The organism is Sphingomonas aestuarii (genome assembly GCF_054457155.1).
In genome coordinates this window covers 251,605-269,702 of the sequence record NZ_JBTKVV010000004.1, presented here as the reverse complement: position 1 = coordinate 269,702, position 18,098 = coordinate 251,605, and the positions used below count along the sequence as shown (strand labels likewise).

The window sequence follows — 18,098 nt, the reverse complement described above, 5'->3', positions numbered from 1 at the left end:
GATCCTGACGAGTCAAATCAGCCCGTCTTCAACAGACGAGCGGCTTCGATCTGTCAGGCGATAGGAGGCCGGATATCCAGGCGGATCAGGTCCAGCGGCAACCGGGTCGCGACACGCACCAGCCGGTCGCGCGTCGGCGCGACGAACAAAGGCGACGACGCCGTGAACTCTGGCAATGACGTTGCCGGGGCGTGGCAAGTGGCGTGCTGAGGGGGAGGTGATTTGCCTGCCGGCGCTTCGTCCGCGTCGCCTGCCATGTCGAGAGCCGCGCTCTCGTCGGCAGACTTGTCGGCAACGCCGCTGCACTCGATCGTCGCCATGCCAGGAAATTCGCGTGCGTGAACGGTCGACGTCGCTACCAGCGACACCGCCAGGATGCCCAACAGCAGCAAGAAGCTCCAACGCAGCATGGGACCGCCCTTACGCGAGTGCCGTGCGATTGTCATGGCGTTAATCCCGGTCCGGCCGCCTTCGCATCACGCCAGGCAGGAACCGCCTCACGCAATACGCCGATGGCGGAGCGCAGGAAGATGACGGCGATGACCATGGCAATCGCAATATCGGGCCAGACCGATCGGGTGACTCCGACCAGCGCTGCCGCCACCAATACCCCGACGTTCGACACCACGTCGTTGCGCGAACATTCGAAGGTACTCGACATGTTGATGTTGAGCGTGCGGAACCGCCATAGCAGGGCAAGGCAGAACAGGTTGGCGGCGAGCGCGAGCGCACCGACGCCCAGCATCAATCCGCTCGACGGCGGTACGCCGCTGACGATCTTGTCGGCGATCTGAGCGATGACGACCACGCCGAATGCGAGAATGATCGCGCCCTTGGCGATCGCCGCGCCCGCTTCCCAACGAGCACCGCGATGCAGCGCGTACAGGCTGAGCCCATAGATGAACGCATCGCCCAGCATGTCGATCGAGTCCGCCATCAATGCCGACGAACCCGCGATCACCCCGCCTGTGAACTCGACGAAGAACATCGCCAGATTCACGAACAATACGGTGACGAGAACGCGACGCTGATCGCCCTTCGCCGCCAGTGCGGTCAGGGTTTCGCCTTTCTTCGAACAGCAATCGTCAGCCATGGGTCCAGTCCGATTCGCATCGACAGGATTGGACCTGTGCACCCTCATGTCGCTATAGGGTCAAGCGGCAATTGTCGGAGATTGGATCGCGATATGAAGATCGGCGAATTGGCGCGCTCGACCGGGGTCAAGGTCGAGACGATCCGGTTTTACGAAGCCGAAGGCGTATTGCCGCGAGCGGCGCGGACCGACGCAAACTATCGCATCTACGATCAGACGCATCTCGACCGCCTGTCGTTCGTCAAGCGCTCGCGTGATCTAGGGTTCACGCTCGATCAGGTGCGCACGTTGCTCGGCCTGGCGGATGATGCGGCCGCGCCCTGTGCGGCGGTGGATGCGATCACCGCCACGCACATCACTGAAATCGACCGCAAGATCGCCGATTTGCAGGCGCTCCGCAGCGAATTGACGCGTCGGCTCGACCGCTGCGAAGGGGGGAGCATTTCCGACTGCCGGATCATCGAGGCGCTTGGTGACGGTTCGTCTGTGATGCGGGACGGTTGACGCGGGGACGGTTGAACGCCCGTCGCCCAACTGCGGACCTTATCGACCGCTAGAGATATCTGGCGATCCGCCGAAAATCTTCGACCACTGACACCGCGTCATTCTCGTTGCCTGGCGTCAAGCAATGGTCGATATGATCCTGGTCAAAGCGCGCTTTGCGCTACCGATCACCCCTTCGACGGCGTACATTTGTTGCGCAATTTCGGCGCATGGTCGTCCGGCTTTGCCGGAACCGCGGTTGGGTTCGTCTGCTCGGCATTACTGGTCGTGACGGTCGCGCTGCCGACGGTCAAGCGTGCAAGATATGCACGGATGGGCATTTATGAGAAAACCAGGTGCGAGCTCCGCATCTATCTGAAAACGAACCAGTTATTTCGTTTCACGGCTATGACAAGGGACGCGAGTCGATCGGCGAACAAGGCACGTTGGTCGCGACGTTCGACGACAGCCATGGCTGGTTCTGGCGGAATCGGTCGGGCGCACCGGTACCCATGACGCTCCGCACCGACGGTGCCTGCACCGCGATCAAGCGCGTAGTTTGATGGTCTGGCGGGGAGCTTCGCGATCGACATGATACTGATCGGCTATGCCGGACTGTTCGTCGCGGCATTTGTCGCCGCGAACCTGCTACCCGCCCAATCAGAACTGGTGCTCGCCGCGATGATCGCGGCTGGCCGTAACGACCTGGCGGTATTGCTGATCGTAGCGACGATCGGCAATGTTTTGGGATCGGCCGTCAACTGGGCGAGCGGTCGCTTCCTTTCGGCGCATCGCGATGCCAAGTGGTTTCCGGTGTCGGCACGCGCGCTCGACCGCGCCGAGCAATGGTTTGAAAAGTGGGGATCGTGGATCCTGTTTCTGTCGTGGGTTCCGATCGTCGCCGTGCGGGCGCTTCATCGCGATCGTCACCATTGCCAAAAGCGTGCGCTATGTCTTCGTCACGATGGCGGTACTCGGTTTCGTTTCATCCTTATCGCGCGATGCGCGACCGATGATCGATCCCGCTCCCATACCTAGCAATATCGCGATCGTCGTGAGGGGATGGCGGCTCGCTTGCGTAATGTACGCTGAAGAGCCGAAACACGGCTTGGCATGAGGGGATATTCGATGCGCTTTGGTCTCATTATTTCGGCGGCGGCTGTCGTCGCGATTTCCACGGCCCCCGCGGCGGCCCAGCTTCATCCCCCGGCATCGGCAGCTTCCGCCCAACTCGAACCCGAAGTGCGCGAGGCAGCGACGGTCGTCGATGCCTTCCACCAGGCTTTGCAGTCGGGTGACAAGGCGGCGGCGCTGGCATCGCTTGCCCCCGACGCGCTGGTCTATGAAGGCGGGCGAGCCGAGCGCGACAAGGCCGAATACGCCTCGCATCATCTGTCCGCGGACGCTGCGTTCGCCAAGGCCACAAAACGCTCGGTGACGCGCCGGGCGGGTCATGCCGCCGGCAACATGGCGTGGATCGCCTCCGAAGCGAAGACGAGTGGCACGTACAGGGATCGAGCGATCAATAGCATGTCGACCGAAACGATGGTGCTCCGTCGGACGGGCGATGCGTGGCAGATCGTTCATATCCACTGGTCTTCCGCGGATGTGAAGTAACTCGGCACAAACCGGCCCGCTCGCCCGGCTTAGCGATCAGCAAGCCCATCCAGTATCGGGCAGTCGGGTCGAATGTCTCCAGTGCAGCGTTCAGCGAGGTGGAGCAGCGTGGCCTGCATCGCGCAGAGCGCCCGTGCCTTGCGTCCGAGCTCGTCAGCGCGGGCAAGTGCCAACGCCTTCACCTCGGCGCTTTCTCGGCGGTCGTTGGCCCACAAGTCGAGCAGACTGGCGATCTCGCCGATCGGGAAGCCAAGATTGCGGGCATTGGCGATGAATCGCAATCGGTGAAGGTCAGCCCTGGAATAATCGCGATAACCACTGTCGCGCCTTTGCGGTGCGGGGATCAGGCCTATTGCCTCATAGTGTCGTATCATCCGTTGCGACACGCCGCTTGCGCGTGAGGCCTCGCCGATGTTCACAGCTTGACCCGGTTGAGACGCAGCGCGTTGGCGACGACGGTGAACGACGAGAGCGCCATCGCTGCCCCTGCGAACATCGGTGACATCAGGATGCCGAACGGCGGATAGAGCACACCCGCTGCGATCGGCACGCCGATCCCGTTGAACAGAAAAGAGAAAAACAGGTTCTGGCGCACGTTGCCCATTGTCGCGACAGCAAGCTTGCGTGCCCGCACAATGGCCGAGAGGTCACCGCTCGTGAGGGTCATGCCGGCGCTTTCGATGGCGACGTCAGTTCCCGTGCCCATGGCAAGCCCGACGTCCGCGGCAGCGAGCGCGGGCGCGTCGTTGATCCCGTCGCCAGCCATCGCCACGCGGGCACCGGCGGTCTTGAGCTCGCCCACGATCTTGGCCTTGTCTTCGGGTCGCAGGTCGGCACGAACCTCATCAAGGCCGCCGACTGCGCGAGCCACCGCTTCGGCGGTCGCCTGGTTATCGCCGGTGAGCATCACGATCTTCAAGCCTTCGGCGCGCAACGCCTCCAGCGCCTCGCGTGCATTGTCCCGGATCGGATCGGCAACAGCGAGCAGACCGGCGGGCGCGCCATCGACAGCAATGAACATCACGCCCGCGCCCGCTTCACGATGCGGAGAAGCCGCGGCTTCGAGCGCCGTCGGATCGGCGCCAACACGCCGAAGCTGGGCGGCATTACCAATGACCACCATTCTGCCATCTACCGCAGCACTGACGCCAAGACCCGTCTGGGACTCGAAATTCTCCACCCGACCGATCGCCAGTTCGCGTTCCTCCGCCGCGGTGACGATCGCGTGCGCAAGTGGATGCTCGGACTGTCCCTCGACCGCGGCGGCAAGCGCCAGGAGCGTGTCCACATCAAATTCCCCGAGCGGTTCGATGGCGACGAGTTTCGGTTTGCCCTGAGTGATCGTGCCGGTCTTGTCGATTACGAGCGTATCGACTTTTTCGAACGCTTGAAGCGCTTCGGCATTCTTGATGAGCACGCCGGCGTGCGCACCACGACCGGTCCCGACCATGATCGACATGGGTGTAGCCAGGCCAAGCGCGCACGGACAGGCGATGATTAAAACCGCGATCGCGTTCAGCAACGCATGGCCGAAGCGTGGTTCGGGACCGACGAAGTTCCAGACGATGAATGCGCCAAGCGCAATCGCCACGACCAGCGGCACGAACCAGCCAGAAATGCGATCTGCCACCGCCTGGATCGGCGCGCGGCTGCGTTGCGCTTCGGCGACCATCCGCACGATCCGGGCCAGCATCGTGTCTGACCCGACGGCGCGTGCCTCCATGATCATGCTACCCGTTCCATTGACGGTGCCGCCGGTGAGCGCATCGTCCACGGTCTTGCCTACCGGCACAGGTTCGCCGGTTAGCATCGATTCATCAACCGTTGAGCGACCTTCGACCACAACGCCGTCGACGGGGATCGCGTCGCCCGGCCGGATACGCAGCCGGTCGCCGCCAACCACTTCCCCCAGCGGCACTTCTTCGTCCGATCCATCGGCACCGACCCGCCGCGCGGTCTTGGGTGCGAGGTCCATCAGAGCACGGATGGCTCGACCGGTTGCGGCGCGCGCACGCAATTCCAGCACTTGCCCAAGCAGCACGAGCGTCACGACCACGCCCGCCGCCTCGTAATAGACCGGCACCATCCCACCGTGCATTCGGAAGGTCGGCGGAAAGAGGCCCGGCGCAAACGTCGCGACAAGACTGTAAAGGAAGGCGGCACCGACGCCGATCGCGATCAGCGTAAACATGTTGAGATGGCGCGTCCGGATCGAAGCCCAGCCGCGTTCGAAGAAGGGCTTGCCCGCCCACAGCACGATCGGCGCGGTCAGCGCTAGTTGAACCCAAGGCGATGCGGTCGAGCTAACAATTTGAAGTCCCAGCATCTCGGCGATCATCGACACGATCAACAGCGGCACCGCGAGGACCGCCGACACCCAGAAGCGCCGGGTGAAATCGACCAGTTCGGGGTTGGGTGCGTCGTCGAGCGATGGCTCCTCCGGCTCGAGCGCCATTCCACAGATTGGACAAGTGCCCGCACCCTCCTGCCGGATTTCGGGGTGCATCGGGCACGTCCAGATTGCGCCGGGCGTGGCCTTGGGTTCGGGACGCGGCGCATCGCCGAGGTAAGTCTCGGGATCGGCGACGAATTTGGTGCGGCATCCGGCGCTGCAGAAATGATAATCACTGCCATCATGCGCCGCATGATGGACCGTTTTAGTGGGATCGACGGTCATCCCGCATACGGGATCGGTTACCAACGGCGTGGAGGTAGCGGCATCCTCCATCTTGCAGCAATCGTGTCCCGAATGGCCGTTGTGGTCGGAATGGGTCATCGAGTCGTCCTCCATGACGCCTCAGATACGGTCTGACATCATGTCAGGGTCAAGGCGTCTCACTCCGAGCGGCCAACCATGCGTCGATCTGGGCGATTTCGGCACGTTGCTCACCGATTATCTTTTCCGCCAATTCGCGCGCTTCAGGATCGGTGCCGTGTTCAAGCTCGGTTTGCGCCATCGCGATGGCGGAGCCGTGATGCACCTTCATTTGGCGCATAAAGTCTTCGTCCGGTTCGCCGGTGAACGCGGGCATATTCGCCATCATGTCGTTCATCGACTGCTTATATCCTTGGGTGGCGGGCGAATCGCCTGGAGCGGGAGTCATTCCCATCGTCATCATCCCGTTTTCCGGCATCGCCATCGCAGAATTGCCTGCGCTCGCGTCACCACGCTCGCCCGAACAGGCCGTCACGAATAGCGCTGCGATAAGCGATAGCAGGATTGAGGGTCGAGCCGTCATAGTTTCCTTCTTTAAGGGTCGAACACAGAACGCACGCGACGAACGTTCGGGTGCGTTTTCAGCCAACCGGAGACATTGTGCCAAGGATCGCGACCGCCGCGAGGACGAGCACGCCAAGCAGGGTTTCCGTCAGGACGGCTACCCGCAGAAGCCGCACGGCGACTTCCTGCGTTTTTGCCCCGACCATCGCTCGGGCACCGGGGACAAATCGCCAGCGATTGAGCGCCGCCAGCCCCACCATCCCGCCGAAAAGAGCGATTTTCAGTAACAACAATTGGCCGTAATCGGTGCCGAATGATGCAAAAAATCCCTCAAATCCGACAATCGCCAGCAGATTGACTATGCCCGTGACCACGATCGCGCCCACCACGATTCCGCCGATGCCCGAAAATCGATCGAGTGTGGCAAGCGCCGACGCGAGCCCTTCGGGCGTTCGGCAATTCAACAGCAGGATGCGTGCGAACATTACCAGCGCTGCGATCCACAGCGATGCCGCCACGAGGTGAACGACATCGCTGGCGCGATGCGCGAGACCGAGGGTGGATTCCGATGCCCCCGCATGCCCGTTCCATGCTAGCGACGCGAGCGCGATGACCGCGAGCAGACCGCTCAAGGCTCGTGGCATCCGAACGATGGCCGAAATCATCAACAGGCCCAACACTGCGACCCGCACGAGATGTGACACGCCCATCGGCGTTTCCAGCGCGAGAAACCTGACCATATCGCGGTCGAGCGCGGCCATGTCGTTGCCCGTCATTGCCAGCGCGGTCGCCCCAAATTGGGCGATGGTGATGATTGCGCCAAGCGCAGCCAACCAAGCCATGATGCGCCGATCGACGACCGGTGCATATCGACCCAGTCCTCCGCCCAGCGCTAACCCCGCCAGCAGCAAAAGATCGGCATAGGCGGCGAAGCGCAGACCGATCGCCGCCCACTCGCCCATCATCAACGGATGCTGAAATTATGTTTGCCGGTGATCCGGTGCGTGTCGGCACCGACGACGACCCAGTCAGCGCGGTAAGCCCCGGCTGGCAATGGCTTGGCCGATGTCAGCACGATCGACTTGCCATCGGCAGAGATCGCGCTGGTTATGCCCGTCATCTTCATGTCGGGATGATTGGCCATCCCCGGCATACCCGTCATTGTGAGCGTAGCGTTTGAAAGCTTGGGCATCAGTCGTTCGCTGAAGTTTAGTCGAACGACGTTGGTGCGTGCCACGGTGGCATTGGCCGCGGGGGTGGCGCTGACCAGCTTGGGATGCGCGAAAGCGGCGGTTGGGGTCAGCAGCGTCGCCAAGGTGGCGATGACAGCGGCGGTCGGATTGAATTTCATCTCGATCTCCTGTGGGATGTCGCATTCTATACGCATCCCGCGCACACATCCCTCATTTGGAAATTGAGGGGCAACCTCGCGCGATGCGTAAAGGGAGTAAGGCAACAAGTGAGACCTGCCATGCATACTGATATCGACGAAGCGCTTGCCGCAATGAGGCGGCAACCATCGCATAACGGCCTTGTCGGACTGGAGGATCGCGTTCTGCGCGCAATCGAGAACCAGCCGGCGACGACGGTCGGGACTGGCATGACCCTGACGGCGGTCACGCTCGCGCTTGCGCTTGGCGTGTTCAGCAATGTCGTTCCTTCCACTAAAGCCAACGCCGCACCAAGTCTGGCACCCTTCGGTACGCCAAGCGCACTGGCACCGTCGACGCTGTTGGGCGAAGCGCGATGAGGTCACGTCGGTTCCTGCTTGTCGCGTTGCTTGCTTTTTTGGCAGCGATGGCTGGTGTGATCGTCGGTCGACAATTGGTTGAACCCGAGCCTCATCCCGGAACCGAGCTTCACGCCGTTCTACATGAACAGATGAACCTCGACGCCGATCAGGAGCGCCGCTTGCACGAACTCGAAGAAGCGTTCGCGGTTCGCCGGCGGGCACTCGAAGCCGAAATGCGCGCCGAGAACGCCATGCTTGCCGAAGCGATCGCGGCTGAACACGGCAATGGTCCGCGCGTTGCGGCAGCGATCGACGCTTCGCACCGGACCATGGGCGAGCTGCAAAAAGAAACGCTCGTCCATGTCTTTGCAATGCGCGCACTTCTCCGGCCCGATCAGGCGGCAAAGTTCGACGCTGCCGTCACGAAGGCGCTGACCGAAGACGTTCGGTGACCGAAGTTCTTGCCGACCAACCGGACGGCCAGCTTGTCGCCCTTTCGCTGGCAGGGCGACAAGTCGCCTTTGCTGAACTCGTGCGGCGCTACAAGGGCGGACTTCACCGGCTGGTTGCCCGGATCGTCGGCGACGAGGATGAGGCACTGGATGTGGTCCAGGAAACCTTCGTGGCCGCACATCAGGCATTGGCAAATTACGACGCTGCACGCCCCCTGAGCGCCTGGCTTTCGCGCATTGCCATCAATAAGGCACGGGACTGGCGCCGCCGCAAGGCTGCGCGGCGATTCATCTCGATGTTTCTACCGCTTGAGCATGTGCTTGATGCCGTCGATGAGACCCCATCTGCCGAGACCCAGACGTCAGACCGACAGGAATTGACCAACCTTTCGAGGGCTCTTGCGAAACTGCCTGCCAATCTGCGAGAAACGCTGATCTTGCGCACGGTTGAGGGATTGACCCAAGCCGAAACGGCCCAAATATTGGGCGTGAGCGAGAAGGCGGTCGAGACGCGCCTCTATCGCGCACGGCAGAAGCTGACGGCAATCCTGGCCTGAGGTTCCGGCGCTAGGTAACGGCTTGGGGTATTTAGTTCGTGATTATGGTGAATCATGGGACCGCCTTAACGCTGGACTAACAATTTCCTTCGCCGTTGCGCAGGTTGCCAATGAATTTGACGGAACCCTATCATTGGAGTCAGGCGTAATCCGTTAGCTGCCTTTCGGCCGTCGCGCGGAGTTGTGCATGCTGATAATTCGCCAGCGGCCGTCAAATTTTTTCAGAACGCTGGTCGCGACGCCAAGCCGCTCGGCGGCTTCGCCAGATTTCGGTTCGATCCGATAGCGATAGGTTTCAGTGGCGAGCGCGACCGGGCCTTCGAAGCGCACATCGACCTTGTAATCGGAGAATTTAAACGACCTGAAATGACCCAGTTCCGGACCCAAGTGATGGGAAAGGTAATTGGTGTAGCTTCCTTCGGAACCACCGGTCTCGAATATCTGCGAGTCTGTCGTGAAGAGTTCCTCCGTGCCGTTCGCATCCAGCCTCTCGATCGCCGTCTTATACTGACTGAGCACAGCTTCGACGGCCTGCCGCTCACTTGCGGGGCTCGCTTCCTGGCCGAGCGCTGCGGTAGGTATGACCGCCATGGCAGCGACCATCATCGTGTTGAGCTTAATCATTCGCTTCCCCCCTCTAGTGGCCATTATCAATTCTGGTAGATCGACGTTACGTCGGCCGTATGCAGCGCAACCACTCGAAACTGCTGCTTGGCTCCGCCCGGCAACTCCAGCATCTTTCAGGTTCGAAGCTCGCTTGCGACGAAGGCGATCGACCTGATCCAAGCGGGCACCGATCAAATCCCTTGGCACGACAATTCTAAGTAAAGCCATAACGCTAAAAAGCCAGGTGATTGATGCCGCCATGCATGAAGGTTCCACCAAGCCATCCTTGAATGGCGATGGCAAATGTCATCACTCCAAGTAAGATCCAGTACAGCCTCCGCGGCGCGTCAGTCGCCCGTTGCGCCGTAATCGATAAATAGAGCAGCACTAAACCCACGATCGCGATCGCAGTGCCGAGCCAACGATGTGCGGTTAAAATCGGGTTGCGGTCGCTAAGGTAAAGGCCACCGGCAAACCATCCCAGAGACGCGGCCGCCACCGCTCCGACCGCGCCGACAATGAGCATCACATGCGCAATCCGTCGATAATCGCGGCGACCTTTCCACAAGCCGAATAGCTCAACGCCGACGGCCCCAAGGAACATTGCGATCGGGAAATGGACAAGGAGCGAGTGCATCCGGCCCAGCCAACTGATCAAACGCTGTCCGAAACTCCCGTTCGCGGCGGCATGATCGTCCATCGCCGCGCCATGTGCGGCCGTCATATTGTCGTGAATCCCGACCGCTTCCGCCGGGACCGTAGTGGCCAAACCTTGCTGGGTGACCGGACCAGGTCCCGCGCCGAGTGCTTCATGGTTTTCGTGCGCCGCAATGGGCGCTGCGAGCATGAGGAAAGCTAAGGCTGCCCCAAATATTACAACTCGTTCCGACATAGCTCAGCTGCCTCCCTCCATCCCATACGCAGCTCGCTTGTTTTCCCCTCGCTCACGATGCCACGTGGGGATGATGTAGACGCAGTTCCACGGATGATTTGTTGTGGCGACAATTCGCGCGACCGAAGCTTGAGCGCCTCTTTCACTCGGCGATCACCCGGGGATTGACGCCGTGGCGCTAAGCCAGCGTGCTCACGCTCGCTTCGCTATCGTGTACCACCTCACGGACCCGTCTGTGTTCGGGTGCTCCCGTTTAGAGCCCGGCCCATAGCGATCCGTGAAACTCAGCCGTGCACGATTCACCATCAGCCACCGGGACGAAACACTTAAAGTTTATCCTTCATGAGGGATATGCGCCGGGGCTGCGTATCGGTCACATGGGGGACGAAGATCGCAGAGGCGGCCAGCCATCGCGAACAGGCGCATATGTCGTCATGGACGCGATGCGGTGCATACTCGCGGTCGCTGTGGCATTCGCCCATGGCTGGTATCTCCTGATCGAGGATTACGGTGAGCGCGTCTCGCTGTTTGCGTCCGCAGGCTATTTCCTCGCCGGATTTGCTCATGCCAGCGTCATCCTGTTTTTCGTTCTCAGCGGCTATTGGATCGCGAGCAGCGTCAACCGCCGGTTGGAGCAGGGCTGGCGATGGTCGAACTATCTTGTCGATCGGCTTTCGCGACTGTTGATCGTTTTGGTGCCGACATTGGTGATCGGCGGTACGCTCGATGCATTGGGATTGTATGTGCTCGAATCGACCACCCATGCCGGTGCGACCGACACCTATGTTTTGCGTACCGACGTCGACACGGCCCTCGGCTGGCAGACGCTGATTGGCAACCTCCTGTTTCTACAGGACATTATCGTTCGGCCCTACGGCACGAATGGACCGCTGTGGAGCCTTGCCTATGAATTCTGGTTCTACATTTGGTTTCCGGCGCTGCTGGTAAGCGTGCGCGCCCGGCGTCCGTCACTTTTTCTACTCACATTGGGCCTTGCCTTCGCCGCACCGGGTTTGCTTGTCGGTTTCGCATGTTGGCTGTCCGGTGCCCTTCTATTCTGGGTGACGAGCACAAATGGATGTGGCGCCTCATCGCGTCTGAGGGGTCGCGCATGGTTAGCCGCCACTGGCGCGGCGCTCGCCGCAATGCTGGTTTTTGTTCGTATGACCGGTTTAGTGGGGAAAGAGGTGCCTCTCGCCGTGACGTTCGCGGGATTTCTTTTCGTCTTGCTGAACACAGAGATATCAGTCCCCCGCTCGCTGAAGCTGCTCGCATCTTATGGCGCAAAAGCGAGCTTCTCGCTTTATGCGCTCCATTTTCCGTTGCTCGCGATGGCCGCCGCCCTGATGATCGATGGTCAGCGCCTCGTGCCTTCTGCCGCGAATATCGGGTTATTGGTGGCGACCTTAGTAGGAGTGATCGCAATCTGCGGTGTTTTCGCTAGGCATACGGAACGCCACACCGGTCGCGTACGTGCCTTCTTTGCGAACGCTTTCCATATCAGGCGCGCGCGCCGGACCGAGTGAGTGTCATTGGCTATCGACGTCCGTCGCCAGAAAAGTGGTGAGGGTAATCGCGCTGGCGTGCGTAGTAGATTGAAACCATCCGGAGCTTTTTGCATGTCCCTTTCACTTGACCGTCGCAACCTACTGCGCGGCGCTGCCCTGGGCGGAGGCTCGGTCGCCCTCGCTAGCTGGTTTCCCGCTTGGGCTCAGCCGGTTTCCGCAGGCATCGTGCGGCCGCTTCCTACCGTCTCCGGCGAGGATATCCGCCTGAAGATCGCACATCAGATGATGACGATCGACGGTCGCGAAAGCCATGCGATCGGCATCAACGGAACCGTTCCCGCCCCGCTGGTCCGCCTGCGCGAAGGGCAGAATGTCCGGTTGCACGTTGAAAACGCGCTCGATGAGGACAGTTCGATCCACTGGCACGGGCTGATCCTGCCGTTTCACATGGACGGTGTGCCCGGCATCAGCTTTCCCGGCATCAAGCCACGTACAACCTTCACTTACGAATTCCCGATTCTGCAAGCTGGCACGTACTGGTATCACAGTCACTCAGGTTTGCAGGAGCAGCTCGGCCATTATGGTCCGATCGTCATCGATCCAAAGGGTGAAGACCCGATCCGCTCGGACCGCGAACATGTCATCGTATTGTCCGATCACAGCGAAATGCATCCGCATATCATCTTTAAAAAACTCAAACAGCAGGGCGGATATTTCAACTTTCAGAAGCAGACGCTTCTCGACCAGCTTCGCGGCGAGGGTCAAACCGCGAAGGAGCGCCTCGATTGGGGCAAGATGCGGATGGACCCGACCGACGTGTCAGACGTGACCGGCTCCGTCTATAGTTTCCTGGTCAACGGTCATGGCCCGCGCGACAACTGGACTGGCTTGTTCACTCCCGGGGAGCGCGTCCGGCTGCGTTTCATCAACGCCTCGGCGATGACCACCTTCAACGTTCGCATTCCGGGCCTGAAACTGACGGTTGTTCAGGCCGATGGCCTGAACGTGCGACCGGTCGCCGTCGATGAGTTTCAGATCGGTGTTGCCGAGACATATGATGTCATCGTCGAGCCGACCGACGATCGCGCCTATACGCTTGTCGGCGAGAGTGTCGATCGTTCGGGCATGGCGCGCGCGACGCTTGCCCCGCGTGAGGGCATGGCGGCGGAGGTTCCGCCCTTACGAAAGCGACCTCTCGCCGACATGAAGGACATGGGGATGGGCGACATGGCCGGCATGGATCATGGCGCAATGGGCGGTGCAGCCACCGGTGCCGCGGCAGCAAATGGCGGTTGTGCGCCCGAACATGCCGCGATGGGGCATTGCACCCCTACGCCCGCTGGCGATGCCGGATCGATGGCCGGGATGGACCATAGTGGCGCGGCCCAGGGTGCGACGGGCGGTGCGATGGCGGGCATGGATCATTCGATGCGCGATTTTTCTGTTGCGCCCGAGGTCAAGAAGACCCCGACCGTGCAGACGATCTCGCCGATGCCGATGGATCGAACCGGGGAGCCGGGCCAGGGCCTGGAAGATGTCGGTCACAAAGTGCTGGTTTACCGCGACCTGATGGCCGTCGATCGCAATCCAGACGTACGTGCGCCCGAGCGGGAAATGCGCATCCACCTCACCGGTAATATGGAGCGTTACATGTGGGCCTTCGACGGCGAAAAGCTTAACGAGGTCAAGGAGCCCATCGCGTTCCTGCAGGACGAGCGCGTGCGCGTTACCCTCGTGAACGACACGATGATGGGGCACCCCATCCATCTGCACGGCCATTTCTTCGAACTGGTCACCGGCCACGGCGAATATGCGCCCCGCAAACATACCGTGCAGGTCCAGCCGGGCGGCACGGTCACGTTCGACGTGACGACCGACGCGGTTGGCGACTGGGCGTTCCACTGCCACATGCTCTATCACATGCACGCGGGCATGATGCAGGTCGTCACCGTTCGTCCGCGCGGGGGAGAAGCAGCATGAAGACGCTCTTGCTCCTCACCGCCGCCTCTGTGATCGCACTCGCGACGCCCGCCATCGCGCAGACGATGGATCATTCGAACATGCCTGGCATGAAGATGCCTGCCAAACCGGCACCAGCCGCAAAGCCGAAACCGGCCGCTAAACCACGAGCAGCGGCGCCCCAGCGACCTGCACCCCGCGCGGCACAAAACAAGCCGAAGGCTGCCCCGGCTGCGGAAGCCTGTCCGGCAGAGCATGCAGCGATGGGCCATTGTAAACCCGAAGCCGCAGCCCCGCCGCAAACCAGCGAGCCTGGCGCTGATCCCGAGCAGCGGGTGGGGGGTGCACAGGATCCGGCACCCAGCCCCGCAGACCCCAACTGTCCGCCCGAGCACGCCGAGATGGGGCATTGCGTCCCACAAGCCGCAGGCGCTCCAAAGCCCGGCGGCGCGATGCAGGACATGGCAATGCCAACCGAAGATGCGATGGGTAGCCTTGGCACCGCGCTCCCAGCGGGCGACGCACCCGCACCGGCAGCCCCCGAGCCTAATTATGCGGATCGTGTCTGGGGACGTGATGCCATGTCGGTGGCGCGCTCCGAGTTGCGACGCGAACATGGCGGCGGCACGTTCAGCCAAGTGATGATCGACATCGCCGAACTCCAGATCCGCGACGGCAAGGAAGGCTATCGCTGGGAGGGCGAAGGCTGGTTCGGTGGTGACATCAACCGACTGGTCGTGAAGACCGAAGGCGAAGGGACTTTCGGCGAACCGATTGAAGGCGCCGAGGTACAGGCGCTCTACAGCAGGGCAATCGGACCCTACTTTAATTTGCAGGGCGGTGTTCGCCACGATTTCGAACCAAAGGCCCGATCCTATGCCGTTTTTGGCGTGGAGGGTTTGGCACCGTACTGGTTCGAGGTCGAGGCCCATGGCTTTGTATCGACGCAAGGCGACGTGCTCGGAACCGTGGCGGCCAGCTACGATCAGCGCATTACCCAACGGCTGATCCTCCAGCCACGCGCCGAGTTTAATCTGGCGGCCCAGGACGTACCGGAGAGCGGCATCGGCGCGGGCTTTTCGGACGCCGAGCTCGATCTGCGCCTGCGGTATGAGATCGCGCGTGAGTTTGCGCCCTATGTCGGGATTTCGTACTCAGCCAAATTCGGTCGCACGGCCGACTTCGCCCGCGCCGCCGGAGAGGGTGCATCGAGTACGAGCCTAGTCTTCGGGATCAGGGCTTGGTTCTGATCTCGAATTTGACCGTCAAGGGAGAAGCCGAATGAAGGGATCTTATCGGAGCTTGGTTCTGCAAACCGTCATCAGCGGCGTGATCATGTACCTTGTGATGTTTGTGATGATCGACGGCTTGTCGAGCTTCTATAACAATCTCAACATGCTCTACATGACGTTGATGATGGTCGCGCCAATGGTGGTGCTCATGATCATCGCGATGCGCGACATGTTTCCCTCCAAGCGGCTCAACGCGCTTCTGCTCATTGGCTCAGCGGTTGCATTCTTCGGCAGTTTCGCGCTGATTCGCACCCAGGAAACCATCGGCGACACGCAATTTTTGCGGTCGATGATCCCTCACCATTCCGGCGCCATTTTGATGTGCGAACAAGCATCGTTATCCGACCCCGAACTCGTCACACTATGTCAGGACATCATTAAATCGCAGCGCGAAGAGATCGCGCAAATGAAAGCGATGTTGGCGCGCTAGTCGCCCTGAAGGAGTAAATTTATGAAGATCGTACGTACATTGGCCATCGCGTTTGCAATTGCAACCCCAGCGACAGCGATGGCCGCCGACCCGATCATCATGCATCGCGATCCCGGATGCGGTTGCTGCGAGCAATGGGCGCGCCAAGCGGAAGTCGCATTTAAGCGCGACGTGCGAACCGTCGATAATCCCCGCCGCGATGCACTAAAGGCGCGGATCGGCATTCCCGCTTCGCTCGCCTCCTGCCACACGGCGATCGTCGATGGCATGGCGTTCGAAGGCCATGTACCCGTCGCCGATATGAAGCGCGCGCTCGCGTCGCGTCCAAAGGGCATCAAGGGTCTTGCGGTGGCAGGGATGCCATTGGGGTCGCCCGGTATGGAAATGCCGGGAATGCAGGCCCAGCGTTATACTGTCATCGCCTTCGGACCTTCGGGACAGAAGGTGTTCGCGCGGCACTGAGCGAAACCGGTCGAACGAAGCGGGAGAGGCGCGAACGCCTCTCCCGCGGTAGCGCTTAGTTCTTTGGCTCGGGTGACATGTCGTGATCAGCATGCCCATCGCCCGGTACATCCTGTTTCTCCTGCTTCATTTTCTCGCAGCAGCCCGGTTTCTCCCCGTCCTTCTTGCAGCAGCAGGACTTCATTTCCTTGCAGCAGTCCATGCCCTGCGCTGCAAACGCAGCGGTCGAAAGGGTAAGGGCGAAGCCGGCCCCGATCAGCTTGATCATATTCATCATAATCTCCGAAATTTTTGATTTATGCCATCAGTGGAGTGATGCACGGGTGCGCGGCGGCGGCGGTATTGGCTCATCGACGACGCTGACCAACTTCGAAACGGTGGCCCGTCGAACGGGTGCCGGAACGACGGCTTGTTCGGTGATGCCAAGTCGGATGTCAGGCAGACTGACTACGCATTTCGAAATGCAGGTAGTCCGGAGCGGTTTCGACGGATCCTGCGTCGAATGGTCTTGGCATGCGACGCTAGTTGCGACTGAAAGGTCAGGGCAGTTTGGCGACAGGCTCAAGGTTACAAACGACATCGTCAGCGTCATAATGAACAGCCAAAGCCCGGAAGGCGCGAGTCGTAGACGGTCCATAATTGACAGGCTTTATCCCGCAAACGCGTATCGAGATAGCGCAAAGGTCTGCACCGTTCCTGTGCGCACTTTTGAACCACGGGTCAAACTGCTCTCGGCTGGTTCGCGGCTTCTAGCGGTATGTCGGCGAGAACCCAAATGGGCAAAGGTATCCTGATAACGCAGCTCGTTATCTGTCAGCTGCGCATTTACTGGTGAAGCACTGACAAATTTCGGCCCGATCCAGGCATTTAACGATATCTCCACCTACCCAGCCATACTCTCTCGCTAAAATCGCGGTTCCGTAGCGAGGTTGCGATCATTCGAGGAGCAAATGGCAAAACATAAGTACGATATTTCCGCTGACCGAATTTCAAAATGGTGGTCGGAAGGTCGCGGAAGTGGTCGTGGTAAAGACTATCGCCCTTGGCTGCGCATCCAGGACCTATCGTCGCGCGGTCGGTCTTCTCGAATGCCAGGGAAAACCACAGGACGGACACATGAATTGCTGTCCGACCTCGAGCGCGCGGTGCTGCTTGAGCTCGATGGGATCGATAGTGTCGTTGATATTCGGGAGCAGTATCCGCTTCCTCAGTCCTCAACGCTGCGCTTAGCCAGCCAAGCAGGCATTCGACACCCTCAATTTCGCGGTATCGACACCGTGATGACGACCGATTTCGTTGTCGATTGGAAAGCCGGTCGACGAAACGAGATGCTCGCCATTTCAGTTAAGTATGCCGATGGTCTGGATAATCATCGTACCGTCGAGAAACTCGAGATTGAGCGACGGTACTGGGTTGAAGAGGGCGTGCGGTGGATACTCGTTACCGAGCTCGACCTCTGCTCCGATCAAACTGCCCTCTCGCTTTGGGGGCATGGCTGGCACAATTTCGAACATTTGGACGGAGACGAAAGTTATTGGGCCGTGCGGTGCGACGAGTTTTTGGCAGCGCTGGCCAAGAACGAGCAAAGCTCACCGCTCCTCGACGTTATTCGACAGCTTGAAGACGGCCGAGACTTTTTGCCCGGCGATGGAATGACTGTGGTGCGACATCTCATAGCGTCTGGAAAACTGGAACTGACAGTTCCGGGTAAATTCGATCCGCGCGCGCCGGTGTCTCAATTTAAGCCACTGCTGCGCCAAGCTATTAATGAGCGGAGAGACGCCGCGTGAACACT

At 60.5% G+C, this 18,098-nt stretch carries 21 protein-coding genes; 11 read left to right on the top strand and 10 right to left on the bottom strand.

Translation table 11 applies throughout. From position 1 onward, the window contains the following. Nucleotides 1-53: 53 nt before the first annotated feature. Complete coding sequence (locus ACX0GZ_RS09625) at nucleotides 54-410, bottom strand: hypothetical protein (RefSeq protein ID WP_458815801.1); 357 nt, start codon at nucleotides 408-410, stop codon at nucleotides 54-56. A 32-nt stretch (nucleotides 411-442) separates the two neighbouring features. Then, nucleotides 443-1,093, bottom strand: a complete 651-nt coding sequence (locus tag ACX0GZ_RS09620) for a cation transporter (RefSeq protein ID WP_458815799.1) — start codon at nucleotides 1,091-1,093, stop codon at nucleotides 443-445. A gap of 93 nt (nucleotides 1,094-1,186) precedes the next feature. Here ACX0GZ_RS09620 and ACX0GZ_RS09615 point away from each other — a divergent pair, with 93 nt between their 5' ends. The 3 genes from ACX0GZ_RS09615 (at nucleotide 1,187) to ACX0GZ_RS09605 (ending at nucleotide 3,193) form a co-directional block, all read left to right on the top strand. Next, nucleotides 1,187-1,597 (top strand): MerR family transcriptional regulator, encoded by a 411-nt coding sequence (locus ACX0GZ_RS09615; protein ID WP_458815797.1) that lies wholly within the window; start codon nucleotides 1,187-1,189, stop codon nucleotides 1,595-1,597. 570 nt (nucleotides 1,598-2,167) lie between these two features. Further along, a complete protein-coding gene (locus ACX0GZ_RS09610; protein WP_458815795.1) occupies nucleotides 2,168-2,614 on the top strand; it encodes a YqaA family protein in 447 nt (148 codons plus the stop codon). A 90-nt stretch (nucleotides 2,615-2,704) separates the two neighbouring features. Beyond that, nucleotides 2,705-3,193, top strand: coding sequence for a nuclear transport factor 2 family protein (locus ACX0GZ_RS09605; RefSeq protein WP_458815793.1), 489 nt, complete (start codon nucleotides 2,705-2,707; stop codon nucleotides 3,191-3,193). A gap of 29 nt (nucleotides 3,194-3,222) precedes the next feature. Here ACX0GZ_RS09605 and cueR read toward each other — a convergent pair whose 3' ends face one another. The 5 genes from cueR to copC are packed head-to-tail and all read right to left on the bottom strand — an operon-like array spanning nucleotide 3,223 to nucleotide 8,169. Next, a complete protein-coding gene (gene cueR, locus ACX0GZ_RS09600) occupies nucleotides 3,223-3,612 on the bottom strand; it encodes a Cu(I)-responsive transcriptional regulator (protein ID WP_458815791.1) in 390 nt (129 codons plus the stop codon). Beyond that, nucleotides 3,609-5,969 (bottom strand): heavy metal translocating P-type ATPase, encoded by a 2,361-nt coding sequence (locus ACX0GZ_RS09595; protein ID WP_458815789.1) that lies wholly within the window; start codon nucleotides 5,967-5,969, stop codon nucleotides 3,609-3,611. Before ACX0GZ_RS09595 ends, cueR begins: the two co-directional genes overlap by 4 nt. A 49-nt stretch (nucleotides 5,970-6,018) precedes the next feature. After that, a complete protein-coding gene (locus ACX0GZ_RS09590; protein WP_458815787.1) occupies nucleotides 6,019-6,432 on the bottom strand; it encodes a DUF305 domain-containing protein in 414 nt (137 codons plus the stop codon). Nucleotides 6,433-6,490: 58 nt separating this feature from the next. Next, a complete protein-coding gene (gene copD / locus ACX0GZ_RS09585; protein WP_458816191.1) occupies nucleotides 6,491-7,378 on the bottom strand; it encodes a copper homeostasis membrane protein CopD in 888 nt (295 codons plus the stop codon). After that, nucleotides 7,378-8,169, bottom strand: coding sequence for a copper homeostasis periplasmic binding protein CopC (gene copC, locus ACX0GZ_RS09580; protein ID WP_458815785.1), 792 nt, complete (start codon nucleotides 8,167-8,169; stop codon nucleotides 7,378-7,380). Before copC ends, copD begins: the two co-directional genes overlap by 1 nt. On the opposite strand from copC, the gene ACX0GZ_RS09575 reads away from it, so the two are divergent. Together ACX0GZ_RS09575 and ACX0GZ_RS09570 are read left to right on the top strand one after the other, a co-directional pair. Then, nucleotides 8,160-8,597 carry a periplasmic heavy metal sensor gene (locus ACX0GZ_RS09575; protein ID WP_458815783.1) on the top strand — a complete coding sequence of 146 codons (438 nt, stop codon included), beginning with the start codon at nucleotides 8,160-8,162 and terminating at the stop codon, nucleotides 8,595-8,597. The two genes, copC and ACX0GZ_RS09575, sit on opposite strands and share 10 nt — an antisense overlap. Then, nucleotides 8,594-9,154: an RNA polymerase sigma factor gene (locus ACX0GZ_RS09570; protein WP_458815781.1), complete on the top strand. Its 561-nt coding sequence runs from the start codon at nucleotides 8,594-8,596 to the stop codon at nucleotides 9,152-9,154. Before ACX0GZ_RS09575 ends, ACX0GZ_RS09570 begins: the two co-directional genes overlap by 4 nt. A gap of 153 nt (nucleotides 9,155-9,307) precedes the next feature. Here ACX0GZ_RS09570 and ACX0GZ_RS09565 read toward each other — a convergent pair whose 3' ends face one another. Then, entirely contained in the window at nucleotides 9,308-9,778 is a 471-nt protein-coding gene (locus tag ACX0GZ_RS09565; RefSeq protein ID WP_458815779.1) for a YybH family protein, read from the bottom strand. A 214-nt stretch (nucleotides 9,779-9,992) separates the two neighbouring features. Next, nucleotides 9,993-10,652 (bottom strand): DUF2231 domain-containing protein, encoded by a 660-nt coding sequence (locus ACX0GZ_RS09560; RefSeq protein ID WP_458815777.1) that lies wholly within the window; start codon nucleotides 10,650-10,652, stop codon nucleotides 9,993-9,995. Between the two features lie 290 nt (nucleotides 10,653-10,942). Between ACX0GZ_RS09560 and ACX0GZ_RS09555 the strand changes: the two genes are divergently transcribed. The 5 genes from ACX0GZ_RS09555 (at nucleotide 10,943) to ACX0GZ_RS09535 (ending at nucleotide 16,303) form a co-directional block, all read left to right on the top strand. Further along, nucleotides 10,943-12,178: an acyltransferase family protein gene (locus ACX0GZ_RS09555; protein WP_458815775.1), complete on the top strand. Its 1,236-nt coding sequence runs from the start codon at nucleotides 10,943-10,945 to the stop codon at nucleotides 12,176-12,178. Nucleotides 12,179-12,271: 93 nt separating this feature from the next. Beyond that, the gene (locus tag ACX0GZ_RS09550; protein ID WP_458816189.1) at nucleotides 12,272-14,140 is read left to right on the top strand and encodes a copper resistance system multicopper oxidase; all 1,869 of its coding nucleotides are present in this window, start codon (nucleotides 12,272-12,274) and stop codon (nucleotides 14,138-14,140) included. Then, nucleotides 14,137-15,369 carry a copper resistance protein B gene (locus tag ACX0GZ_RS09545; RefSeq protein ID WP_458815773.1) on the top strand — a complete coding sequence of 411 codons (1,233 nt, stop codon included), beginning with the start codon at nucleotides 14,137-14,139 and terminating at the stop codon, nucleotides 15,367-15,369. The genes ACX0GZ_RS09550 and ACX0GZ_RS09545 overlap by 4 nt, the downstream gene beginning before the upstream one ends. 31 nt (nucleotides 15,370-15,400) lie before the next feature. Further along, nucleotides 15,401-15,841: a DUF305 domain-containing protein gene (locus ACX0GZ_RS09540; RefSeq protein ID WP_458815771.1), complete on the top strand. Its 441-nt coding sequence runs from the start codon at nucleotides 15,401-15,403 to the stop codon at nucleotides 15,839-15,841. Nucleotides 15,842-15,862: 21 nt separating this feature from the next. Further along, a complete protein-coding gene (locus ACX0GZ_RS09535) occupies nucleotides 15,863-16,303 on the top strand; it encodes a DUF411 domain-containing protein (protein ID WP_458815769.1) in 441 nt (146 codons plus the stop codon). Between the two features lie 55 nt (nucleotides 16,304-16,358). Here ACX0GZ_RS09535 and ACX0GZ_RS09530 read toward each other — a convergent pair whose 3' ends face one another. Next, a complete protein-coding gene (locus tag ACX0GZ_RS09530) occupies nucleotides 16,359-16,571 on the bottom strand; it encodes a hypothetical protein (protein WP_458815767.1) in 213 nt (70 codons plus the stop codon). A 682-nt stretch (nucleotides 16,572-17,253) separates the two neighbouring features. Between ACX0GZ_RS09530 and ACX0GZ_RS09525 the strand changes: the two genes are divergently transcribed. Further along, entirely contained in the window at nucleotides 17,254-18,093 is an 840-nt protein-coding gene (locus tag ACX0GZ_RS09525; protein WP_458815765.1) for a TnsA endonuclease N-terminal domain-containing protein, read from the top strand. Nucleotides 18,094-18,098 lie beyond the last annotated feature (5 nt).